This is a genomic window from Pseudomonas mendocina, assembly GCF_900636545.1.
Taxonomy (GTDB): domain Bacteria; phylum Pseudomonadota; class Gammaproteobacteria; order Pseudomonadales; family Pseudomonadaceae; genus Aquipseudomonas; species Aquipseudomonas mendocina.
Window position 1 is genome coordinate 2,778,280 of the sequence record NZ_LR134290.1, and the last position, 22,261, is coordinate 2,800,540.

Annotated in this window: 19 protein-coding genes; 4 read left to right on the forward strand and 15 right to left on the reverse strand. The window is 60.7% G+C overall.

All coding sequences use genetic code 11. The features are described 5' to 3' along the window. Positions 1-106 precede the first annotated feature (106 nt). The 8 genes from EL191_RS12850 to ppsA form a co-directional block, all read right to left on the reverse strand. On the reverse strand, positions 107-1,087 hold the full coding sequence (locus EL191_RS12850; RefSeq protein WP_013715732.1) for an OmpA family protein: 981 nt from the start codon (positions 1,085-1,087) through the stop codon (positions 107-109). 108 nt (positions 1,088-1,195) lie between these two features. Next, complete coding sequence (gene sigX, locus EL191_RS12855) at positions 1,196-1,786, reverse strand: RNA polymerase sigma factor SigX (RefSeq protein ID WP_013715733.1); 591 nt, start codon at positions 1,784-1,786, stop codon at positions 1,196-1,198. Positions 1,787-1,868: 82 nt separating this feature from the next. Further along, positions 1,869-2,693, reverse strand: coding sequence for a mechanosensitive ion channel family protein (locus EL191_RS12860; protein ID WP_013715734.1), 825 nt, complete (start codon positions 2,691-2,693; stop codon positions 1,869-1,871). Position 2,694: 1 nt separating this feature from the next. Next, positions 2,695-2,940: a hypothetical protein gene (locus EL191_RS12865; protein WP_013715735.1), complete on the reverse strand. Its 246-nt coding sequence runs from the start codon at positions 2,938-2,940 to the stop codon at positions 2,695-2,697. 55 nt (positions 2,941-2,995) lie between these two features. Further along, positions 2,996-3,982 (reverse strand): CorA family divalent cation transporter, encoded by a 987-nt coding sequence (locus EL191_RS12870; RefSeq protein WP_013715736.1) that lies wholly within the window; start codon positions 3,980-3,982, stop codon positions 2,996-2,998. Between the two features lie 4 nt (positions 3,983-3,986). After that, the gene (rraA, locus tag EL191_RS12875) at positions 3,987-4,475 is read right to left on the reverse strand and encodes a ribonuclease E activity regulator RraA (RefSeq protein ID WP_041978976.1); all 489 of its coding nucleotides are present in this window, start codon (positions 4,473-4,475) and stop codon (positions 3,987-3,989) included. 119 nt (positions 4,476-4,594) lie between these two features. Beyond that, complete coding sequence (locus tag EL191_RS12880) at positions 4,595-5,584, reverse strand: alpha/beta fold hydrolase (RefSeq protein WP_041978973.1); 990 nt, start codon at positions 5,582-5,584, stop codon at positions 4,595-4,597. 154 nt (positions 5,585-5,738) lie between these two features. Beyond that, positions 5,739-8,111 carry a phosphoenolpyruvate synthase gene (ppsA, locus tag EL191_RS12885; protein WP_017361005.1) on the reverse strand — a complete coding sequence of 791 codons (2,373 nt, stop codon included), beginning with the start codon at positions 8,109-8,111 and terminating at the stop codon, positions 5,739-5,741. 263 nt (positions 8,112-8,374) lie between these two features. Between ppsA and ppsR the strand changes: the two genes are divergently transcribed. Further along, positions 8,375-9,193, forward strand: a complete 819-nt coding sequence (gene ppsR, locus EL191_RS12895) for a posphoenolpyruvate synthetase regulatory kinase/phosphorylase PpsR (RefSeq protein WP_013715740.1) — start codon at positions 8,375-8,377, stop codon at positions 9,191-9,193. Between the two features lie 65 nt (positions 9,194-9,258). Here ppsR and prpF read toward each other — a convergent pair whose 3' ends face one another. From prpF to EL191_RS12920, 5 genes are all read right to left on the reverse strand, one after another. Continuing rightward, on the reverse strand, positions 9,259-10,446 hold the full coding sequence (gene prpF / locus EL191_RS12900; protein WP_041978970.1) for a 2-methylaconitate cis-trans isomerase PrpF: 1,188 nt from the start codon (positions 10,444-10,446) through the stop codon (positions 9,259-9,261). A gap of 126 nt (positions 10,447-10,572) precedes the next feature. Further along, entirely contained in the window at positions 10,573-13,194 is a 2,622-nt protein-coding gene (gene acnD / locus EL191_RS12905) for a Fe/S-dependent 2-methylisocitrate dehydratase AcnD (RefSeq protein WP_041978968.1), read from the reverse strand. Between the two features lie 2 nt (positions 13,195-13,196). Further along, positions 13,197-14,354, reverse strand: a complete 1,158-nt coding sequence (prpC, locus tag EL191_RS12910) for a bifunctional 2-methylcitrate synthase/citrate synthase (RefSeq protein ID WP_041978965.1) — start codon at positions 14,352-14,354, stop codon at positions 13,197-13,199. Positions 14,355-14,474: 120 nt separating this feature from the next. Continuing rightward, the gene (prpB, locus tag EL191_RS12915; RefSeq protein WP_041978962.1) at positions 14,475-15,362 is read right to left on the reverse strand and encodes a methylisocitrate lyase; all 888 of its coding nucleotides are present in this window, start codon (positions 15,360-15,362) and stop codon (positions 14,475-14,477) included. Next, on the reverse strand, positions 15,359-16,081 hold the full coding sequence (locus EL191_RS12920; protein WP_041978961.1) for a GntR family transcriptional regulator: 723 nt from the start codon (positions 16,079-16,081) through the stop codon (positions 15,359-15,361). Before EL191_RS12920 ends, prpB begins: the two co-directional genes overlap by 4 nt. 304 nt (positions 16,082-16,385) lie before the next feature. Here EL191_RS12920 and rloA point away from each other — a divergent pair, with 304 nt between their 5' ends. The 3 genes from rloA to EL191_RS12935 are packed head-to-tail and all read left to right on the forward strand — an operon-like array spanning position 16,386 to position 19,445. Beyond that, positions 16,386-16,922 (forward strand): retropepsin-like aspartic peptidase RloA, encoded by a 537-nt coding sequence (gene rloA / locus EL191_RS12925; protein WP_041978959.1) that lies wholly within the window; start codon positions 16,386-16,388, stop codon positions 16,920-16,922. 5 nt (positions 16,923-16,927) lie between these two features. Further along, entirely contained in the window at positions 16,928-18,454 is a 1,527-nt protein-coding gene (gene rloB, locus EL191_RS12930) for an osmotic stress tolerance membrane protein RloB (protein ID WP_041978957.1), read from the forward strand. A gap of 4 nt (positions 18,455-18,458) precedes the next feature. Continuing rightward, the gene (locus EL191_RS12935) at positions 18,459-19,445 is read left to right on the forward strand and encodes an alpha-L-glutamate ligase-like protein (protein ID WP_013715748.1); all 987 of its coding nucleotides are present in this window, start codon (positions 18,459-18,461) and stop codon (positions 19,443-19,445) included. A gap of 58 nt (positions 19,446-19,503) precedes the next feature. Here the strand turns inward: EL191_RS12935 and EL191_RS12940 are convergent, their stop codons facing one another. Both EL191_RS12940 and EL191_RS12945 read right to left on the reverse strand, forming a co-directional pair. Next, positions 19,504-20,655 carry a MalM family protein gene (locus EL191_RS12940; protein WP_041978955.1) on the reverse strand — a complete coding sequence of 384 codons (1,152 nt, stop codon included), beginning with the start codon at positions 20,653-20,655 and terminating at the stop codon, positions 19,504-19,506. Positions 20,656-20,659: 4 nt separating this feature from the next. Continuing rightward, a complete protein-coding gene (locus EL191_RS12945; RefSeq protein WP_041978952.1) occupies positions 20,660-22,249 on the reverse strand; it encodes an outer membrane protein transport protein in 1,590 nt (529 codons plus the stop codon). Positions 22,250-22,261: the final 12 nt, after the last annotated feature.

A 22,261-nucleotide genomic window follows, 5' to 3' on the forward strand; every position in this document is an offset into this window, starting at 1 on the left:
GCTCCGGAGAAGACGTTGTTTGCCCGTCGCCCCCTCGGCGGGCTTTTTTATTCCAGAAAAGAAAAAACCCGGCCGAGGCCGGGTTTTTCTTGTAGCACCAGAAGCATTACTGCTTGATCTGGGCTTCTACTTCGGCTTCAACGCGACGGTTGATGGCGCGGCCGGAGTCGGTGGCGTTGTCGGCTACCGGGCGGGTTTCGCCGTAACCAACAGCGTTCACGCGGCTGCCGTCTACACCGTACTGGTTGACCAGCACGTTACGTACGGCGTTGGCACGACGCTCGGACAGACCCTGGTTGTAAGCGTCAGAACCGACGGAGTCAGTGTGACCTTCAACGGTGGTGGTGGTCTGCGGGTACTGGTTCATGAAGTCAGCCAGGTTCTTGATGTCACCGTAGCTTTCTTCTTTGACGCGGTCCTTGTCGAAGTCGAACTTGACGTCCAGTTCAACGCGAACGGTTTCCAGAGCCGGCTCCGGAGCAGGCTCAGGCATCGGCTCGGGTGCAGCAGCTACGACCGGAGCCGGAGCAGGCTTGCTGCCGCCACCGAAGTTCAGACCAACACCCACGCCAGCTTGCCACTCGGTGTCGCCCTGGTCGATGTTGTACAGAGCGTCGACGCCGGCACGGGCGTAGAACATCTCGGTGAAGTAGTACTTGGCGCCAGCGCCAGCGATGGCCAGGGTGGAGTGGTTACGACCACCACCGTTGGCGTCGCCGATGCTCTGATGGCCGAAACCGGCAGAGACGTAAGGACGCAGACCAACACCCGGCTGACCGAAGTGGTAGATCGCCTTCAGGTCAGTCAGGTTGCCCTTGATGTTCTTGCTGCCGCGAGAGCCTTCGCCGCGCAGATCATGGTACTCGCCGTAGGACAGTGCCAGCTCGACGTCGTCGGTCAGGTAGTAGCCGATGCTGCCACCGAACAGGTTGCCTTCGTCGTGAGCGAAATCACGCTGAGAGTCGGTGAAGTAGCGATTGACGAAGCCCTCCACCTCGACAGCGCCTTGGCCTTGCGCCAGCGCGCCGAAGGAGGTTGCGGCAACGAGAGAGCCAATGACTACGCCCAAGGTGTTTTTTACTTTCATCCGTTAAATCCCCATCTTGGTGGTTAATAAGTCGCCGTTAACTTCAGTCGGCAACTTGGCGGCGATTTTATCAGGTTTCGCCACTCCCTTAGTGGTCGGCAAGCTGAACTAAGTTTCGGAAGTTTCCGAAAATTTATCCCGCAACCGATCCAATGCTCGCTTGTAGCGCATCTTCGTTGCGCTCAAGCCCATGTGCATGATGTCGGCAATCTCTTGAAACTCGAGCTCTGCGACAAAACGTAGCACCAGAATCTCGCGATCGATCGGGTTGACATGAACCAACCACCGATCCAGACCGCCTCGCTCCTCGACTTTGGGTGTCTTCTCGTCGGAAGCTTCTTCGAGCGGATCCAAACTCAAGGCGTCAATCAATCGACGCTTGCGCCGCTCTTTTCGATACTGAGTAATGCATTCGTTGTAGGTGATGCTATAGAGCCAAGTCTTGAACTTGGACTTACCCTCAAAGTTCTTAAGGCCATAAAGAACTTTGAGCATCACCTCCTGACAGACATCGTCAGCATCCCTTTCGTTCCCCAGATAACGTGCACAAACGTTAAATAATGTTCGCTGGTAGCGTCTCATCAACTCTTCATAAGCACGAGTGATGTGAAACAGCTCGTCATGGGCGCGCGCCACCAGCTCTTCATCGGTGAGCTCGCGGGGGTCGTAGCGCGTAGGCAGGGCTTGAGCTTTGTTCAAAACGAGTCGGGCCGACGGTCAGGACGAAAAGTGCCCGACAGGTCACGCCTGTCGGGCAGCTGCATAAAATAACAGATTGGCGTCAGCGACTGTTCACGCGTTGCTCGAGCATCACTCGATTGGCTACCGATACCAGCTCACCGGTATCGGTCAACAGGGTGGTTTTCACTGTGCCGATCTCTTCGATCTGGCCTTCGACCTCACCAACCTGCACTTGTTGCCCGACCTGGTACAACTCGCGCACATAGATACCGGCCAGAATCTGGCTGGCGATATCGCGACTGCCCAAACCCAGTGCCAGCGCCACTGCCAGACCGACCGAGATCAACACGATGGCGATGACGTTGTTCAGCAGGTCGGTCTTGACCTCCAGCTGGCCGATGGCCACGGAGATGCTGATGATGATCACCAGGCCCTGCGCAACGCGCCCCAGGCCATTGGCGTACTCGAGGCCCACACCTTCGGCGGCGCCACGCACCAGGCTGCTGACCAGTTGCGCCAGCAGCACGCCGGCCAGCAGCACCAGGGCCGCTCCGAACACCTTGGGCAGATACAGCGCCAGCACATCCAGAGTCGCGGAAACGCGCTGCAGCCCCAGCGACTCAGCAGCGGAAACCAGGAAGATCAGCAGAACGAACCAGTAGACGATCTTGCCGATCAGGGTCGAGACCGAGGCGTGAATACCGACACGAGCCAACAGCTTGGTCAGGCCGGTCCCCATCATCAGGCGATCCAGGCCGACCTTGCCAAGCAGCTTGGACAGCAGGGTGTCGAGCAGTTTGGCGACAACGAAGCCAAGCAACACCAGCACCAGTGCGACGAACAGGTTGGGAATGAATCCGGCAACCTTGGTCCACAGTGCGGTCATCGCGGAAATCAGGCTTTGGGTCCAGGGATCGAGTTCCATTTCAGTCGGCCTTATCAGCAGAAGCGGAGGATTGGGTACGGCGCGATACCGGCGCGACATGCGCCGAACCGTTGTTCAGGGCGATCATCAGGGCCTGTGCCCAGTGCCCCATCAGGCTGAACAGATCACCAGCACCGACCTGACGGTTGGCGGTCTTGAGAACCCGGTGCAAGCAAGCATCGTCGTCGTGGCTGGACGGCGATGACTTGAGCAAATCGCGTAGAGACTCTTCGAATGGATCGTGCATGCGCACCTCACGGGATGTCACGGCTAGACGTAGTAGCCAGCGGATGAGTCACACATCACAACCAACGCCAACGGCGAAAAAGCAGCACTTGCCCCACTGCCAGAAGGATCATCAGGCCACAGGCGACGAAAAAGCCGATCGGACTTTCGGAGCCTGGAATACCACCGACGTTGATACCCAGCAGCCCGGTGAGAAAAGTGAGTGGCAGGAACAGCCCGGTGATCACCGTGAAGCGATACATGATGCGATTCATGCGCTCACCCAGACGCCGATTCTCAGCCTCCAGCACCAGACCGACACGCTCGCGGAGCAGTTCCAGCTCCTCGAGATAGCGAGTCAGGCGGTTGTTCAACTCGTTCCAGTAGTCGTCGTCGTCCTCGACGAACCAGGGCTGTCGATTGCGCGCCAACTGGGCATAAAGATCGCGCTGCGGCGCGAGAAAGCGCCGCAAGCTGGCCGCTCGCCGACGCACCTGCAGCATCAGGCCGTGATCGGGACGGTAACGTTCGTCGTCATCGAGAGCATCTTCCTCACCGTCCAGCAACTCGCTCAATTCTGCAACTAGATCATCGACGCGACTGGTGAGATGACGAGCCAGCTCCAGCAACAACTCAGAAGAGGTTTTCGGCCCCTTGCCCGCCAGCAGATCGGCAATCAACGCATCGGTCGCGAGCAGCGGGCGCAGGCGCAGCGAGATGACCCGCCGCGCATCGGCGAATATGCGCACCGATACCATGTCTTCCGGCTCGGCACCCGGATTACGATTGATACCACGCAGAAAGACCAGCAGCTCATTTTCTGGCAGTGGCAACAGGCGTGGCCGAGTGTTCTCTTCCAGCAGCAGATCGCAGCTGAATTCATCCAGGCCACTGTTTTCGCGCAACCAGCGCTGTGACTGCACCTGGCCACGATCCCAGTGCAGCCACAGGCTCTCCTGCTCGCCTAGCTGCAGGCTGTCTAGTTCGTCGCGACTGATGCTGCGCGCCCCGCCGCGGCCATCGAGTACGAAGGCATGCAGCAGTGCCGAATCCTGATCCTGCATCGGCTTATTCCGGCACTTTCAGGGCTTGCGGCGACACGATCACGCCGTTGTTATCGGCGTACAGGTATTCGCCCGGCTTGAATGTCACACCACCAAAGGTAACCGGCACGTTCAGATCACCGATGCCGCGCTTGTCGGTTTTCATCGGGTGACTGGCCAGCGCCTGGACCCCCAGGTCGGTCTGCGCGATAGCGTCGACATCACGAATGCAGCCATATACCACGATGCCTTCCCAGCCATTCTTGGCGGCCTTCTCGGCCAGCATGTCACCCAGCAGCGCCCGACGCAGCGAGCCGCCGCCATCGACGACCAGTACTTTCCCCTGACCTGGCAGATCGACCTGCTCCTTCACCAGCGAGTTGTCTTCATGGCACTTGATGGTGACGATCTGCCCACCGAAGGAGTCGCGACCGCCATAGTTGGCGAACATAGGCTCGACGACCTGAACCAGCTCCGGGTAGGCATCGCACAGATCGGGGGTGATGTAGTGCATGACAAACTCCTTTCGACAATGAATGAACGACAGGCAAGTGGAAGACCAGGAAATGACCGCCACCAAACGATGCGTCACATCTTACCGCCAAGCACTCGCCGAAGAAACGTTACGATAGCTCAGACACCCGCAACGGCGGCCTGCTCGGTGAGCTCTACAGGCAGTCGCAGGTATTGCAGCCAGTATTCAGTCAGCGGCCAAACTTCGCGCTGCGCCTCTTTGCTGACCAACATTTCAATGTGCCCGAAATCGCTGCTGAAGCCTTTCTCCTTACCCAACAGTAGAAAGTGCCTCGGCGCGCTGCTGCATTGCTCCAGAAGCTTGCGACAGGCCCAGGCAGGATCATCGAAATCGGCTGCAGCTGCCACGGCCATAAGCGGTACGCTCACCTCAGCGAGGCCTGCCCACCAGTCCTTCCGCCCATCACCGAATCGCCCGAACAGCCTGAGCCAACGTAGAACTTCCAGCGCCAGCCCGATAGGTTCATCTTCAGGGCCGCGCTTCAGGCGCCGGCCGGACAGGTAAGGAAAGGCGCGCAGCAGTAGACGCGCGCCCCACTCTATCGGAGGTATCTTCAGCGGCCAGTAGCTGCGGCTGACCTGACTGCCGAACAACGCAACCGAGCTGGCACGCGACTGATCGAGATAACCACCACCCAACGCAGCCGCCAGGATCACCCCGCCTAGCGAGTGGCCAATCCAGTGCGCGGCCTGCCCGGTCTGCTCGAATAGGAAATCGGCGATGGCCGGTACGTCGTAGTGCACATACTGCGCCACGCTGTTGTCGCGATAGCCTTCATTGCGGGGCGAAAGGCCGTGGCCGCGCATTTCGGCGATCCACACGTCAAACCCCGCACGCGCCAGATAGGCGCCAAGGCCGATGCCCTTGGGCGAGTACCAGAAACGTCGGTTGGAAAAACTGCCATGCAGCAACACCACAGGCACGCCGCGCGCACCTTCGGCATCCGCCAGGCCTACTCGCGTCAACGCCAGCTCTACACTGGAATCCGGACTGTTGTTGGGCTTCAGGCGATAGACGTCTTCACTGAGATCGCCACGTAGCTCGGCACTGATCAGCGCGACGGGGAAAAGCTCACTACTGCTTTGCATGGATCGAAAAACCGCAATGGCGCTGTGCCACAAAGAAGAACGAAACCCATAAAAAACCGTCGGAGCGACGTTCAAATCGCTGGCGACGGCTTCGGGTAACTACCCAGAAAAAAGGCGGGATCAACCCGCCCTCTTTCCGCGTCAGCTACTGCTCTCAGGCAGGCTGCGCCTCAGCCAGGAAGAACCAGGTGTCGAGGACCGAATCGGGGTTCAGCGAGACGCTCTCGATGCCCTGCTCCATCAGCCACTTGGCCAGATCCGGGTGATCCGAAGGGCCCTGACCGCAGATGCCGATGTACTTGCCGGCCTTGTTGCAGGCGGCGATGGCATTGGCCAACAGCTTCTTCACGGCCGGGTTACGCTCATCGAACAGATGGGCAACGATGCCGGAGTCACGATCCAGACCCAGGGTCAGCTGAGTCAGATCGTTGGAACCGATGGAGAAGCCATCGAAGAATTCGAGGAACTCTTCAGCCAGCAGCGCGTTGGACGGCAGTTCGCACATCATGATGACTTTCAGGCCATCCTGACCGCGCGCCAGACCATTGCTGGCCAGCAGCTCGACCACTTGCGAAGCCTCGCCCAGGGTACGCACGAAGGGCACCATGATCTCGACGTTGGTCAGGCCCATCTCGTTGCGCACTTTCTTCAGCGCACGGCACTCCAGCTCGAAGCAGTCGCGGAAGGATTCGCTGATGTAACGCGAAGCACCACGGAAGCCCAGCATCGGGTTCTCTTCTTCCGGCTCGTACAGCTTGCCGCCGATCAGGTTGGCGTATTCGTTGGACTTGAAGTCCGACAGGCGCACGATGACCTTCTTCGGCCAGAAGGCCGCCGCCAGGGTGCTGATGCCCTCGACCAGCTTCTCGACGTAGAAGTCGACCGGGTCGCCGTAGCCGGCGATGCGCTTCTCGACGCTGTCCTTGATCTCCGGAGGCAGGCTGGAGAAGTTCAGCAGCGCCTTCGGGTGCACGCCGATCATGCGGTTGATGATGAATTCCAGACGGGCCAGGCCCACACCTTCGTTCGGCAGTTGGGCGAAGTCGAAGGCGCGATCCGGGTTGCCGACGTTCATCATGATCTTGAACGGCAGATCCGGCATGGCATCGACCGAGTTCTTGCGGATATCGAAGCCCAGCTCGCCTTCGAAGATGAAGCCGGTATCACCTTCAGCGCAGGAGACGGTGACACCCTGGCCGTCTTTCAGCACGCTGGTGGCGTTGCCGCAACCGACCACGGCCGGAATGCCCAGCTCACGAGCGATGATCGCCGCATGGCAGGTACGCCCGCCACGGTTGGTGACGATGGCGCTGGCGCGTTTCATCACCGGCTCCCAGTCCGGGTCGGTCATGTCGGAAACCAGCACATCGCCGGGCTGCACCTTGTCCATCTCGGATACGTCGTGGATCACGCGCACCTTGCCGGCGCCGATGCGCTGACCGATGGCGCGGCCTTCCACCAGAACGGTACCCTTCTCTTTCAGCAGGTAGCGCTCCATCACGGTGGCGCTGGAGCGGCTCTTCACGGTTTCCGGACGGGCCTGCACGATGTACAGCTTGCCGTCGTCGCCGTCTTTCGCCCACTCGATATCCATCGGGCGGCCGTAGTGTTTCTCGATGATCAGCGCCTGCTTGGCCAGCTCGCTGACCTCGGCATCGGTGATGCAGAAACGCGCGCGCTCGGCACGGTCGACTTCAACGGTCTTGACCGAACGACCGGCCTTGGCTTCGTCGCCGTAGACCATCTTGATCGCCTTGCTGCCCAGATTGCGACGCAGGATTGCCGGACGGCCAGCCTCCAGAGTCGGCTTGTGCACGTAGAACTCGTCGGGGTTGACCGCTCCCTGCACCACGGTCTCGCCGAGACCGTAAGCACCAGTGATGAACACCACGTCACGGAAGCCGGACTCGGTATCCAAGGTGAACATAACGCCGGCGGTGCCAGTTTCCGAACGCACCATGCGCTGCACACCGGCAGACAGGGCGACCAGCTTGTGATCGAAGCCCTGGTGCACGCGGTAGGCGATGGCGCGGTCGTTGAACAGCGAGGCGAAGACTTCCTTGGCAGCGCGGATCACGTTGTCCACGCCACGGATGTTGAGGAAGGTTTCCTGCTGGCCGGCGAAGGAAGCATCCGGCAGGTCTTCAGCGGTAGCAGAAGAACGCACGGCCACGGCCATGTTGTCGTTGCCAGCGCTCATGGTGGCGAAGGCTTCACGAATCTGCTTGTCCAGCTCGGCGGGGAACTCGGCGTCCATCACCCATTGGCGAATCTGCGCGCCGGTCTTGGCCAGCGCATTGACGTCATCGACATCCAGACTGTCCAGCGCTGCGTGAATCTGGGCGTTCAGGCCACTTTGCTCGAGAAAATCGCGATAGGCCTGAGCCGTAGTGGCGAAACCACCGGGAACCGATACGCCGGCGCCAGCCAAGTTACTGATCATCTCGCCGAGGGATGCGTTCTTGCCCCCCACATGCTCAACATCGTGATTGCCGAGCTTATCGAGGGAAACTACGTACTCTACCAAGGTGATCTCTCCACTAAGATGTTGGAAAAGCTCAGAATTCGCGTAAAGCCAGCTACGCTTCAGCCCTGCTGCGTTATAAAGCGGGGCTCCAGCTCGCAAGCCTTCGCACAAATTCTCGGGGGGCTGGATGCTCTGGCGGCGAACTGCCGCAAGATTGTGGCCTTGCCCTTGAATAAGTAACAATGCCGAAACCCCATGGGGCCGGCGAAAAACGCGGCCTATCATAGCCAAGAATCGATCTCAGCTTAAGGCCTTTGGCGCAAATGAAACGTACCGCTTTCTTCATCTCCGACGGCACCGGCATCACGGCCGAAACCCTGGGCCAGAGCTTGCTCGCGCAGTTCGAGAATATTCAATTCACCAAACTCACGCGTCCCTATATCGACAGCGTCGATAAAGCGCGCGCCATGGTACAACAAATCGATGCTGCCGCTGAAAGGGATGGCGTGCGTCCGATCATCTTCGACACCATCGTCAATCGAGATATTCGTGCGATCCTCGATACCGCAAATGGTTTCATGATCGATATCTTCTCCACCTTCCTATCGCCCCTGGAGCAGGAGTTGAGTTCGCACTCTTCCTACTCCGTCGGCAAGTCCCACTCCATTGGCCAGCACTCCAACTATATGGAGCGTATCGAGGCGGTTAACTTTGCGCTGGACAATGACGACGGCGCGCGCACTCACTATTACGACAAGGCTGATCTGATCCTGGTCGGCGTATCGCGCTGCGGCAAAACGCCCACCTGCCTATATATGGCCATGCAGTACGGCATCCGTGCCGCCAACTATCCGCTTACCGAAGACGACATGGAGCGCCTGCAGCTTCCCGACTCGCTGAAGAAGTACCGCGAAAAGCTGTTCGGCCTGACCATCGACCCGGATCGTCTCACCGCCATCCGCCACGAGCGCAAGCCGAACAGCCGCTATGCCAGTTATGCGCAATGCGAGTTTGAAGTGCGCGAGGTCGAGAGCCTGTTCCGCCGCGAAAACATCGCCTTCATCAACTCCACGCATTTCTCGGTCGAGGAGATCTCGGCCAAGATTCTGGTGGAGAAAGGTGTTGAGCGACGCCTTAAATAACCCCCGCAACATCTTGTTTTAAAAGAGAAAGGGCTTGAGACTTCGAGCCCTTTCTAGTTTAGGCATTAGAAACTATCGCCCGGCACACGCACCCAACCTTCCATCAGGATGCGCGCGCTACGGCTCATCACTGCTTTGGTTACCGTCCACTGACCATTTACCAGCTTGGCCTGTGCACCAACCCGCAAGGTGCCAGATGGATGACCGAAGCGCACCGCCTCACGCTCACCGCCACCCGCAGCCAGGTTGACCAGGGTGCCGGGGATCGCCGCCGCCGTGCCGATGGCTACCGCGCAGGTGCCCATCATCGCGTGGTGCAGCTTGCCCATGGACAGCGCTCGTACCAGCAGATCGACCTCACCGGCATTCACGTCTTTGCTACTGGACGTGCGGTAATCCTTGGGCGGGCTGACGAAGGCGATCTTCGGGGTGTGCTGACGTGTCGCAGCCTCCTCGGCCGTTTTGATCAGTCCCATGCGTAGCGCTGCAGCAATACGGATCTGCTCAAAACGCGCCAACTGCGCCGGGTCGCCGTTGATGGCGTCGCGCAGTTCGGTGCCCTGATAGCCGATATCTTCGGCATTGACGAAGATCGTCGGGATACCAGCCGTGATCATGGTCGCCTTGAAGGTACCGATGCCGGGCACTTCAAGCTCATCCACCAGGTTACCGGTGGGAAACATCGAACCGCCCTCCTCGCCGTCATCGGACGGATCGAGGAATTCCAGCACGATCTCCGCCGCCGGAAAGGTCACACCATCGAGTTCGAAATCGCCGGTTTCCTGCACCTGGCTGTTGGTGATCGGCACATGGGCGATGATGGTTTTCTGGATATTGGCCTGCCAGATGCGCACCACGCAGGTACCGTTGTCGGGAATCCGCTCGGGATCGACCAAGCCGGCGTGAATGGCGAAGGCACCGGCTGCGGTCGAGAGATTGCCGCAGTTGCCGCTCCAGTCGACGAAAGCCTTGTCGATGGAGACCTGGCCGTAGAGGTAGTCGACGTCGTGCTCGGGCTGGCGGCTCTTCGACAGGATCACGCACTTGGAAGTGCTCGAGGTAGCGCCGCCCATGCCGTCGATCTGCGCGGCATACGGATCGGGGCTGCCGATCACGCGCATGAACAGCTTGTCGCGCGCCTCGCCCGGCACTTGGCAGCGCTCGGGCAGATCCTGCAGGCGGAAGAACACGCCCTTGCTGGTGCCGCCTCGGATGTAGGTGGCGGGGATTTTAACTTGAGGCAGATGAGCCATGAGTGCAGTCCTGAAGTAGCCCGGATGCAATCCGGGATCGAATCATTCAACCTTGCCCCGGATTTCATCCGGGCTACGCGCTTATCTTCCCTCTCCCATGAATGGGAGAGGGAGCAGACCGCGTCATCACGCCACCGCGCCTTCGAGGAAGTCCTTGGCGAAGCGCTGCAGCACGCCGCCGGCCTTGTACACGCTGACATCCGCCGCGGTATCCAGGCGGCAGGTCACCGGCACGCGCACTACCTCACCGCTGCGGCGATTGACCACCAGGGTCAGCTCGCAACGCGGCGAAATGTCGCCCTCGATGTCATAGGTTTCGGTGCCGTCCAGCCCCAGGGTCAGGCGCGTGGTGCCCGCTTTGAACTCCACCGGCAGCACACCCATGCCCACCAGATTGGTGCGGTGGATGCGCTCGAAGCCCTCGGCGACGATCACCTCCACGCCTGCCAAACGCACGCCCTTGGCCGCCCAGTCACGGGACGAGCCCTGGCCGTAGTCGGCACCGGCAATGATGATCAGGTTCTGCTTGCGGTTCATGTAGGTTTCGATGGCCTCCCACATACGCATCACCTGACCTTCCGGCTCGACGCGGGCCAGCGAGCCCTTCTTCACCTGTCCGTCGACCACGACCATCTCGTTGACCAGTTGCGGGTTGGCAAAGGTGGCGCGCTGCGCGGTCAGGTGATCGCCACGGTGGGTCGCGTAAGAGTTGAAGTCCTCCTCCGGCAGGCCCATTTTCGCCAGGTACTCGCCAGCTGCCGAGTCCGCCAGGATGGCATTGGATGGAGACAGGTGGTCGGTGGTGATGTTGTCCGGCAGGATCGCCAGCGGGCGCATGCCCTTGAGCGTGCGCTCGCCGGCCAGCGCGCCTTCCCAGTAAGGCGGGCGGCGGATATAGGTGCTCATCGGCCGCCAGTCGTACAACGGGCTCTCGGCCTCTTGCACGCTGCCCAGGTCGAACATCGGAATATAGATCTGCTTGAACTGTTCGGGCTTCACCGAGGCGGCGACGATGGCATCGATCTCCTCGTCACTCGGCCACAAGTCCTTCAACGTGATCGGCCTGCCTTGGGCATCGGTGCCCAGCGCATCCTGCTCGATATCGAAACGCACAGTGCCGGCAATGGCATAAGCCACCACCAGCGGCGGCGAGGCGAGGAAGGCTTGCTTGGCGTAGGGGTGGATACGCCCGTCGAAGTTACGGTTGCCCGAAAGCACAGCCGTGGCGTACAGGTCACGGTCGATGATTTCCTTCTGGATCACCGGATCGAGCGCGCCGGACATGCCGTTGCAGGTGGTGCAGGCGTAGGCAACGATGCCGAAGCCGAGCTTCTCCAGTTCCGGCAGCAGGCCGGCCTCTTCGAGGTACAGCTTGGCGACTTTCGAGCCGGGAGCGAACGACGTTTTCACCCAGGTTTTGCGCACGAGGCCCAGCGCATTGGCCTTCTTCGCCACCAGACCGGCGGCGATGACGTTGCGCGGGTTGGAAGTGTTGGTGCAACTGGTGATGGCGGCGATGATCACCGCGCCATCTGGCATCAGCCCCTGGGCTTCTTCACCCTTGCCGGCTTGCAGCTTGGCTTCGTCGGCGATACCGCGCTCGGCCAGCGCCGAGGTCGGCAGGCGCCGATGCGGGTTGCTCGGGCCGGCCATGTTGCGCACCACGCTGCCCAGGTCGAAACGCAGCACGCGCTCGTACTCGGCGGTTTTCAGCGCGTCGCTCCACAGGCCAAGGGTCTTGGCGTAGGTTTCCACCAACGCCACCTGCTCCGGCTCGCGGCCAGTAAGCTTGAGGTAGTCGATGGTCTGACCGTCGATATAGAACATCGAGGCGGTGGCGCCGTATTCCGGGCACATGTTGGAGATGGTCGCGCGGTCACCGATGGACAGGCTGTCCGCACCCTCGCCGAAGAACTCGACGTAGGCACCCACGACGCGCTCCTTGCGCAGGAACTCGGTCAGCGCCAGGACGATATCGGTGGCGGTAATGCCCGGCTGACGCTTGCCGGTCAGTTCGACGCCGACGATATCGGGCAGGCGCATCATCGATGGGTGACCAAGCATCACCGTCTCGGCCTCCAGACCGCCGACGCCAATGGCGATCACGCCCAGTGCATCCACGTGCGGGGTGTGCGAGTCGGTGCCGACGCAGGTGTCGGGGAAGGCGATGCCGCCGCGCGCCTGGATCACCGGGCTCATCTTCTCCAGGTTGATCTGGTGCATGATGCCGTTGCCGGCCGGGATCACGTCGACGTTCTTGAACGCTGTTTTCGTCCAGTCGATGAAGTGGAAGCGATCCTCGTTGCGGCGATCCTCGATGGCGCGGTTCTTCTCGAAGGCATCCGGGTCGAAGCCCGGCGCTTCCACGGCCAGCGAGTGGTCGACGATCAACTGGGTCGGCACCACCGGGTTGACCTTGGACGGATCACCACCTTTTTCGGCGATGGCGTCGCGCAAGCCGGCCAGGTCGACCAGCGCGGTCTGGCCAAGAATGTCGTGGCAGACCACGCGCGCCGGGTACCAGGGAAAATCCAGGTCGCGCTTGCGGTAGACCAGTTGCTCCAGCGAGGCGGTCAGATCCTGCCGATCGCAGCGACGCACCAGTTGCTCGGCAAGTACGCGCGAGGTGTAGGGCAGCTTGTCCCAAGCGCCGGCCTGGATCGACTCGACCGCCTCGCGGGCGTCGAAGTAATCCAGCGCGGTGCCAGGCAGGCGCTTGCGGTATTGGCTATTCACGGTGTCATTCATGGTTATTTACGATCCTTGAGCGGCACGAACTTCAGGTCTTCGGGGCCTGTGTAGTTGGCGCTCGGACGGATGATCTTGCCGTCGATGCGTTGCTCGATGACATGAGCGGACCAGCCGGCGGTGCGGGCGATGACGAACAGCGGGGTGAACATGGCGGTGGGCACGCCCATCATGTGGTAGCTGACGGCGCTGAACCAATCGAGGTTGGGGAACATCTTCTTGATGTCCCACATGATAGTTTCCAGACGCTCGGCGATGTCGAACATCTTGGTATTGCCCTGCTCCACGGACAGCTCGCGGGCCACTTCCTTGATCACCTTGTTGCGTGGGTCGCTCACGGTGTAGACCGGATGACCGAAGCCGATCACCACTTCCTTGCGCCCTACCCGCTCGCGGATATCGGCCTCGGCCTCGTCCGGGTTGTCGTAGCGCTTCTGCACCTCGAAGGCCACCTCGTTGGCGCCGCCGTGTTTCGGCCCACGCAGCGCGCCGATAGCGCCGGCGATGCAGGAGAACAGGTCGGAACCGGTACCGGCGATCACCCGCGAGGTGAAGGTCGAAGCGTTGAATTCATGCTCGGCGTACAGGTTGAGTGAGGTATGCATGGCGCGTACCCAGGACTCGCGCGGTTTCTCGCCATGCAGCAGATGCAGGAAATGGCCACCGATGGAGTCGTCATCGGTATCCACCTCGATGCGCTTGCCGTTGTGGCTGTAGTGGTACCAGTACAGCAGCGCCGAACCAAGGCTGGCCATCAGCTTGTCGGCGATATCACGAGCACCCGGATGGTTGTGGTCGTCCTTCTCCGGCGCCAGGCAACCGAGTACGGAGACGGCGGTGCGCATCACGTCCATCGGATGGGCCGAGGGCGGCAGTTGTTCCAGTGCGGCCTTGACCCCAGCAGGCAGACCACGCAGGGCCTTGAGCTTGGCCTTGTAGCCAGCCAGCTCGGCGACGTTGGGCAACTTGCCGTGCACCAGCAAGTGGGCAATTTCCTCGAACTCGCAGCGGTTGGCGAAATCGAGCACATCATAGCCGCGGTAGTGCAGGTCGTTGCCGGTGCGGCCGACGGTGCACAGCGCGGTGTTGCCGGCGGCGGTGCCGCTCAGGGCGACGGATTTTTTCGGTTTGAAGCCAGGGGTGGTTTCGGTGGCACTCATGGTTATCTCCTCGACTCTTTTTGTTCTGCTGAGCTTTGCGGGGGGGGCGATTCGCTTCGGCCCACCGGCAGCGCTGATGCGGTGGGCTGAAACGAATCGTCGCCCGGCCCACCCTACTGTTTACTTCTTGCCGGCGGCGAACAGCGCGTCGAGCTTCTGCTCGAAGGCGTGATAGCCGATGCGGTCGTACAGCTCGGCACGAGTCTGCATCAGTTCAATGACGTCTTTCTGATGGCCGTTCTGGCGAATCGAGGTGTAGACAGTTTCCGCCGCTTTGTTCGCCGCGCGGAAGGCCGACAGCGGATAAAGCTGGACGGCCACACCGACCGAGGCCAGTTCGTCGCGGCTGAACAGCGGCGTGGCACCGAATTCGGTGATGTTGGCCAGCACCGGCACCTTCAGCGCCTCGACGAAACGCTTGTAGGTCGGCAGGTCGTAGGCAGCCTCGGCGAAAATGCCGTCAGCGCCGGCCTCGACGTAGGCCTGGCACCGCTCGATGGCGGCGTCCACGCCCTCGGCCTGGATGGCGTCGGTGCGGGCGATGAGGAAGAAGTCCGGATCGGTCTTGGCGTCAGCGGCAGCCTTCACGCGGTCGACCATTTCCTCGCAGGAGACGATCTCCTTGCCCGGACGGTGGCCACAGCGCTTGGCACCGACCTGATCCTCGATATGCGCCGCAGCAGCGCCGGCCTTGATCAGGTTCTTGATGGTGCGCTCGATATTGAAGGCCGATGGGCCGAAGCCGGTGTCGATGTCGACCAGCAGCGGCAGATCGCAGACATCGGTGATGCGGCGTACGTCGGTGAGCACGTCATCCAGGGTATTGATGCCCAGATCCGGCAGCCCGAGCGAGCCGGCTGCAACACCGCCACCGGACAGGTAGATGGCACGAAAGCCGGCACGCTTGGCCAGCAGTGCATGGTTGGCGTTGATCGCGCCGATCACCTGCAGCGGTTGCTCTTCGGCGAGGGCCTGGCGGAAACGCTGGCCGGCGGAAAGCTGGGTCATGAATCACCTCGGGTCTTGGATGAAGTGGCGAGCGCTTCGCTGTAGTGGCGCTCGATATTGCGCTTGGAGGCGCCGATGTGACGGCGCATCAGCAGTTCGGCCAGTTCGCCGTCACGGTCGGCGATGGCATCGAGAATGCGGTGATGTTCGGTGAAAGCCTGGTGCGGCCGATTGGGCGTGGCGGAGAACTGCAGGCGATACATGCGCACCAGCTGGTACAGCTCGTCGCACAACAGTTTGGCCAGGGTGCGGTTGCCGCTGCCCTGGATGATCCGGTAGTGAAAGTCGAAGTCGCCTTCCTGCTGGTAGTAGCCGACGCCGGCCTTGAAGGCGGCGTCCTGCTCGTGCAGCTCCAGCACCCGGCGCAGCTCATCGATCTCCTGCTGGGTCATGCGCTCGGCCGCCAGGCGGCAAGCCATGCCCTCGAGGGATTCGCGAATCTCGTACAGCTCGATCAGCTCGGCATGGCTGAGCGACACCACCCGTGCGCCCACATGCGGCACGCGCACCAGCAGCTTCTGCCCCTCCAGCCGGTGGATCGCCTCACGCAGCGGCCCCCGGCTGATGCCGTAGGTGCGCGCCAGCTCGGGCTCGGAGATCTTGCTGCCCGGCGCGATCTCGCCCTTGACGATGGCCGCCTGGATCAGGCGAAACACATGCTCGGAAAGTGTTTCCGAATCCACCTGCGGCATTGCCGGCGCATCTGATTCTAGCAGCATGATTGTCGACACCAATAACTTTCAATGGCGATAAAAATACGCCATAACGGCAAAATCGTCAAAGCAGAGCAAAGTATTGTCGACAATATTTTTCTTCTGCCACGCTCGCCGAGGCGCGACCTTACTTGCAGAAAGCTACATAAGCTGCTGTCAGCACGGAAAATCCCCATGTTAGAATCCACCTACTCACGCCCGGTTAACGCCTTTTGCCATGCCTGCTAGACTTCCCGGCAGACAGTTATATGGCAGGATGCCGCCAGACGCTGTCGCTCACCCGCCCCTGGCAATACCTTCTCAAGGACACATGAGACTGAAACCCTTCTCCCTGTTTCTCTGCCTGCTCACCTTGTCCTGCCCGGCCCTGGCCATGGGCAAGTCGATCTATGGCCTGAACGAATACATTCATATAGAAGAACTGGATCTGCAGGTAGCGGCCAAGCTCGACACCGGCGCCAAGACGGCTTCGCTCAGCGCGCGCGACATCAAACGCTTCAAGCGTGACGGAGAAACCTGGGTGCGCTTCGTGCTGGCCATCGATGATGCCCACGAGCGGACCATCGAACGGCCACTGGCGCGCATCAGCAAGATCAAACGACGGGCTGGCGACTTCGATCCCGAAGAGGACAAGAGCTACACCGCACGCCCTGTCATCGACCTTGAACTGTGCATGGGGCAGACCCTGCGCACCATCGAAGTGAACTTGACCGACCGAAGCGCATTCCAATACCCGCTTCTGATCGGCTCCGAAGCGCTCAAGGACTTCGAAGCCATGGTCGATCCAAGCCTTAAATACGCGGCCGGCAAACCCGACTGCACCGACGACGCAACCCCTGGCGAGTAATTCCCATGCGCTCTCTTAACCTGCATCTGAAAGTCCTGATCACCCTGCTGGTGACCCTGGGCGTTCTGATTACGGCATACCAAATCTTCATTCTCGGCATCCCGGTGACCGAGGACGAGACCGACGATCTGTGGAACATCGACGCCAAGGTCGAATTCCAGGCGACCCCGCGCGAGCCGGTGAAGCTGCAGATGTTCGTACCGCCGCTGAACCAGGATTACGTGAGTCTCAACGAGAGCTTCATTTCCAACAACTACGGCGTCAGCGTCAACCGTGTGGACGGCAACCGCCGTGTCACCTGGTCGGCCCGTCGTGCCAGCGGCAAGCAGACCCTTTACTACCGTCTGGTCCTGACCAAGCGCTACAGCGGTGAACAACCACCGGCCAAAGGCCCGATCTTCCGCGACAGCATCCCGGTCGAAGGCCCGGAGAAGATCGCAGCCGAAGCCCTGCTCGCGCCGATCCGCCAGCACTCGGCAGACGTCGAAACCTTCATCAGCGAGACCATCAAGCGCGTCAACAACGCCAACGACGACAACGTCAAGCTGCTGCTCGGCGGCGACGCCTCCACCGCCAACAAGGCCAAGGTGGTCGACCTGCTGCTGTCCATCGCTCACGTGCCTATGGAACGCGTTCACACCATTCGCCTGCAGGCCGAGGTGGCGCAGTCGCCGGAGCTGTGGCTGCGCAGCTTCAATGGCCAGAAGTGGCTGTATTTCAACCCGGAAACCGGTGAGCAGGGCCTGCCGGCCGATCGCCTGGTCTGGTGGATCGGCGATGGCGATCTGGTCAGCCTCGAAGGCGGCCGTCAGGCGCAGGTCAGCTTCAGCCTGAACAACAGCGAGATGAACGCCATTCGCCTGGCCAAGCTGACCGACGAGAACACCGACGCCAGCTTCCTCGAATACTCGCTGTACGGGCTGCCGCTGCAGACCCAGCAGACCTTCATGATCATGGTGATGATCCCGATCGGCGTGCTGGTCATCCTGATCCTGCGCAACCTCGGCGGCCTGCAGACCCTCGGCACCTTCACCCCGGTACTGATCGCCCTGGCCTTCCGTGAAACCCAGCTGGGCTTCGGTATCTTCCTGTTCACCGTGATAACGGCACTGGGCCTGTCGCTACGCTCCTATCTGGAACACCTCAAACTACAGATGCTACCGCGCCTGTCGGTGGTACTGACCTTCGTCGTGGTGTTGATCGCCGCCATCAGCCTGCTCAGCCACAAGCTGGGCCTGGAACGCGGCCTGTCGGTGGCGCTGTTCCCGATGGTGATTCTGACCATGACCATCGAACGTCTGTCGATCACCTGGGAAGAGCGCGGTGGTGGCCACGCCTTCAAGGTCGCCATCGGCACCCTGTTCGCCGCAACCATCGCCCACCTGCTGATGAGCGTGCCGGAGCTGGTGTACTTCGTGTTCACCTTCCCAGCGATCCTGCTGATCCTGGTGGGCTTCATGCTGGCGATGGGTCGCTACCGTGGCTACCGCCTGACCGAACTGTTCCGTTTCAAAGCCTTCCTCAAGGACTAAGACCATGTTCGGCCTGATCAAGACGTGGAAGGCCCTTGAAGCCAAAGGCATCATGGGCATCAACCGACGTAATGCGGACTACGTGCTGAAGTACAACAAACGGCACCTGTATCCCATCGTCGACGACAAGATCATCACCAAGGAGCGGGCCATCGAGGCCGGCATCGACGTGCCGGAGATGTACGGCATCATCGAAACCGAGAAGGAAATCGACAAGCTCGACGAGATCATCGCCGGGCGCAGCGATTTCGTCATCAAGCCGGCGCAAGGTGCCGGCGGTGACGGCATCATGGTCATCGCGGATCGTTTCGAGGACCGTTTCAAGACGGTCTCCGGCAAGATCGTCAGCCATGAGGAGCTGGAACAGCAGATTTCCAGCATCCTTTCAGGCCTGTATTCGCTCGGTGGTCACCGTGACCGCGCGCTGATCGAGTACCGCGTGACCCCGGACACCATCTTCAAGAGCATCAGCTACGAAGGCGTACCAGACATCCGCATCATCGTGCTGATGGGCTATCCGGTGATGGCCATGCTGCGCTTGCCCACCCGCCAGTCCAACGGCAAGGCCAACCTGCACCAGGGCGCCATCGGCGTGGGTGTGGACCTCGCCACGGGTGTGACCCTGCGCGGCACCTGGCTGAACAACAAGATCAGCAAGCACCCGGACACCACCAACGCGGTGGACGGTGTGCAACTGCCGAACTGGGACGGTTTCATGAAGCTCGCCGCCGGCTGTTACGAATTGTGCGGCCTGGGCTACATCGGTGTGGACATGGTGCTGGATCAGGACAAGGGCCCGTTGATTCTCGAGCTCAACGCCCGCCCCGGCCTGAACATCCAGATCGCCAACGACTGCGGCCTGACCCATCGTGCTCACGCCGTAGAAGCTCGCCTGGAAGAATTGAAGGCCAAGGGCATTCAGGAAGATGCCGAAGAGCGCGTACGTTTCTCCCAGGAGCTGTTTGGCCATATCGTCAGCAAGGAAGTCTGACGCTCGGCTACCGTAGCGTCGCGCCAGGTCACCCCGACCTGGCGCGCCCAAGGCTGGCTCAACGCACGATTGCCAGCTCGAACGCTCCTTCGTCCGCATGCGCATGCCGCTGCATGCCCGCCGCATCCACAGCCAGGTCCTGCAACGGCCGCTTGAACGGCTTGTTGTCCAGCGTCTGCAGACTGCGATCCTCGTCGGTAGTGATCAGCAGTACGTAACGCTCACCACGTTCGGCGCGCACCTGCACCGTGCCCTCGATGTAGGCGTAGCGGTACCAGGTCTCCGGATGCAGCTGATAAACCGCGTCGCTGACCAGTCGGGTCGGCCGCTTGGCCTCGTCGAGAAACAGCAGCGATGGATAGACCACCTGGCGGTTGGCAAAACTGCGCACACGCAATCCATAACTTTGCCGCGATGTCGGCAGTTTCAGCGCAGCGTAATAACTGCGCCCCATCGGGAAGTCGAAACTGGGCGAGAAGCGATCCAGCTCTTCATAGCGAGGCTCCTCAGCCGACAACACACTGAAGTCGCTGTCGCGCAGTTGCCCGCAACAACGAATCGACAATTCGCCATACAGGTTTTCACCACGCGCCTGACTGCCCTCAAGCAGCGCCTGCATGGCAGCGCTAGGCTGGCCATCGAGCATCGGCAACGACGGTTTGCTGCGCTCGAACTCGATCTGCCGACCCTCGCTGTAGCGCACCGATGAAGCAGTCGTGCTGGAAGCAGAGGTTTGCTGCTGGGTAGGCACGGGCGAATTGTGAGTCCGCCCCTGTTCGTCGACCCAGGTGTAATAGGGGCTGTCGTAGCTGCCACGGGTAAAACCTCGCCCTTCCAGCACGGCCGAGTCGATGTACTCCCCTGCCCGTTCCCCGGTGGCCAATACCTGATCGCGATCCGACGCACCGGCAATCTGTGCGCCGGCATAAAAACTGTTCTGCAGTTGGCCATTGCCATCGACCCAGGTGAAATAGCGGCGCTTGCTCTCCCCCGTGCTTGGCGCACTACCCGGCCAGGCACCGCCGTCTCCGAGCCGCGTCTGATCGCTCTGTTCAGCGCGGCGCTTGGCCTGGCCCTGCTGCTCGGCGAAACGGTTATCGACGAAAGTGTTGTGCACCCTTCCAAGATCATCGACCCAGGTCAGGTAACGGCTGCTGGCAGTGGCCTGCACCCAGGGCAACAATGCCAAGACGATAATCAGACTGCGCATCGCCTCAGAACCTCGAGGTGTAGGTCATGGCAAAGATATAGGCCTTGACCGTGGTTTCGATATTGAGCCCGGCATAGGGGTTGTAGACCAAGTTGTCCAGCCCTTCGCAGCTGACGTTGCAGCTACTGCCGGCAGGAATGCTTTGCTTGGAAACGAAATAGTTGAAGCCGACATCGATGGTGGTGTCCTTGTCCCAACGATAACCCAGGCCAAGACCATAGAGATCGGCATCACCGACGGGAGCGAGCACGTCGGCCTTGTTCTTGGGAATGGCCGAGGGGCGGTACTCGTAGCCGGCACGCAGGGCCAGGCGATCATTGACGTCGTACTGCACGCCGACACCCCAGTTCCAGGTGTCGCGATAGCCGCGATCGAGAATGATGCTGCGATCGGTGGCGTTGCCACCGCCGAAGGTCTTGGCGATACGTAACAGATCTAGCTCGCGATCGAACTCGATCTCGAAATTGTTCCAGTCGCTATAGCCGACCCAGCGCAGGTCCAGGTTGAACTGCCACTTGTCGAACGGACGTACCTTGATACCGGTGCTGAAAGCATCTGGATAGGTCAGCTTGAGCGAGGCATTACCGCTCTCTTCGTCGGCCCCATAGGGGAACAGGGGACTGAGAATTTTTCCGGCGAGAGCCTCCTGAAAGCCTTGCCAGAAGCCGGCCCAGTCCTCGGTATAGTCGACGCGGTACTTGCCCTTGAGATTCATGCGCGACTCACTCTGGTAAGTCGCGCCCCAGGCGAACCAGTCGGTCGGCTCCCAGAGGATGCCCAGGTTGTAGCTCGGCGACAGACTCTGCTGCAAATCCAGATCCATATTGGCCAGCGAATCGAAAGGGCCGATCTTGCCACCACAGACATTAATCAACGATCCAATAATGTCATCCATCCCCGGCAGACAAAGCGCCTCGTTGAGGATACGGGTCAGACCGGTGAGCATGCCGGGGTTGCGAAAGTTCTGGTTGAGCGCCACGGCCTGATGGGAAAAGCCGATGGACAAGCCCAGCGACAACTCATCATTGACTTGGTAGGCCAACGATGGAGAGAAATAGGTGATGCGCTGCAAGGACACCTGACGCCCCTGGAAGCGACCTGGATCGTCGTCGGAGTCGCGGGAGTAGCCCAGCGCCATCGGCGCATAGACGTTGGTGGCGAAAGTGAACTTGGAGCCAGGCGGGTTGATCGACAAACCGGCCAGCGGCGCCACCAGCACCGGCAACTCGGTCATGCCGCCGACACCCGGCAAGTACATGGTCGGAGTTAAAGTGCGACTACTGGAGTTTTTGACGGGATCGTCGTCGTAACCCATGAAGCCGTACCCTTCTCTGGCTTCGAATTTGGCACGGATATCCATCACGCCGCTGAGCAGCTTGACCGTAGTCTGTCGCCCCTTGAGCTTGCTCAGTGCCGCCGGGTTGTAGTGCACGGCATCGATACCGGTGATATCGGCGGTGACGGCGTTACCCATGGCCATGGCCTTGGGGTTGCCGATGGTCAGGTTGTTGGCCAGTTGCGCCTGGGCAGGCAGGACGCAGGCCGCGCCGAGCCCCACCAGCAGCAGAGCCTGCAGCTTGGCAAGATGAGTCATATCAGGTTCGCT

What these genes read in the sequence shown, in the direction of transcription:
- EL191_RS12940 (WP_041978955.1), bottom strand. Translation starts at nt 20,655, where the DNA reads ATGCGCAGTCTGATTATCGTCTTGGCATTGTTGCCCTGGGTGCAGGCC.
- EL191_RS12945 (WP_041978952.1), bottom strand. Translation starts at nt 22,249, where the DNA reads ATGACTCATCTTGCCAAGCTGCAGGCTCTGCTGCTGGTGGGGCTCGGC.
- EL191_RS12935 (WP_013715748.1), top strand. Translation starts at nt 18,459, where the DNA reads ATGTTCGGCCTGATCAAGACGTGGAAGGCCCTTGAAGCCAAAGGCATC.
- EL191_RS12850 (WP_013715732.1), bottom strand. Translation starts at nt 1,087, where the DNA reads ATGAAAGTAAAAAACACCTTGGGCGTAGTCATTGGCTCTCTCGTTGCC.
- prpB (WP_041978962.1), bottom strand. Translation starts at nt 15,362, where the DNA reads ATGACCCAGCTTTCCGCCGGCCAGCGTTTCCGCCAGGCCCTCGCCGAA.
- EL191_RS12865 (WP_013715735.1), bottom strand. Translation starts at nt 2,940, where the DNA reads ATGCACGATCCATTCGAAGAGTCTCTACGCGATTTGCTCAAGTCATCG.
- EL191_RS12870 (WP_013715736.1), bottom strand. Translation starts at nt 3,982, where the DNA reads ATGCAGGATCAGGATTCGGCACTGCTGCATGCCTTCGTACTCGATGGC.
- rloB (WP_041978957.1), top strand. Translation starts at nt 16,928, where the DNA reads ATGCGCTCTCTTAACCTGCATCTGAAAGTCCTGATCACCCTGCTGGTG.
- prpC (WP_041978965.1), bottom strand. Translation starts at nt 14,354, where the DNA reads ATGAGTGCCACCGAAACCACCCCTGGCTTCAAACCGAAAAAATCCGTC.
- rloA (WP_041978959.1), top strand. Translation starts at nt 16,386, where the DNA reads ATGAGACTGAAACCCTTCTCCCTGTTTCTCTGCCTGCTCACCTTGTCC.
- rraA (WP_041978976.1), bottom strand. Translation starts at nt 4,475, where the DNA reads ATGCACTACATCACCCCCGATCTGTGCGATGCCTACCCGGAGCTGGTT.
- EL191_RS12920 (WP_041978961.1), bottom strand. Translation starts at nt 16,081, where the DNA reads ATGCTGCTAGAATCAGATGCGCCGGCAATGCCGCAGGTGGATTCGGAA.
- ppsR (WP_013715740.1), top strand. Translation starts at nt 8,375, where the DNA reads ATGAAACGTACCGCTTTCTTCATCTCCGACGGCACCGGCATCACGGCC.
- acnD (WP_041978968.1), bottom strand. Translation starts at nt 13,194, where the DNA reads ATGAATGACACCGTGAATAGCCAATACCGCAAGCGCCTGCCTGGCACC.
- prpF (WP_041978970.1), bottom strand. Translation starts at nt 10,446, where the DNA reads ATGGCTCATCTGCCTCAAGTTAAAATCCCCGCCACCTACATCCGAGGC.
- EL191_RS12860 (WP_013715734.1), bottom strand. Translation starts at nt 2,693, where the DNA reads ATGGAACTCGATCCCTGGACCCAAAGCCTGATTTCCGCGATGACCGCA.
- EL191_RS12880 (WP_041978973.1), bottom strand. Translation starts at nt 5,584, where the DNA reads ATGCAAAGCAGTAGTGAGCTTTTCCCCGTCGCGCTGATCAGTGCCGAG.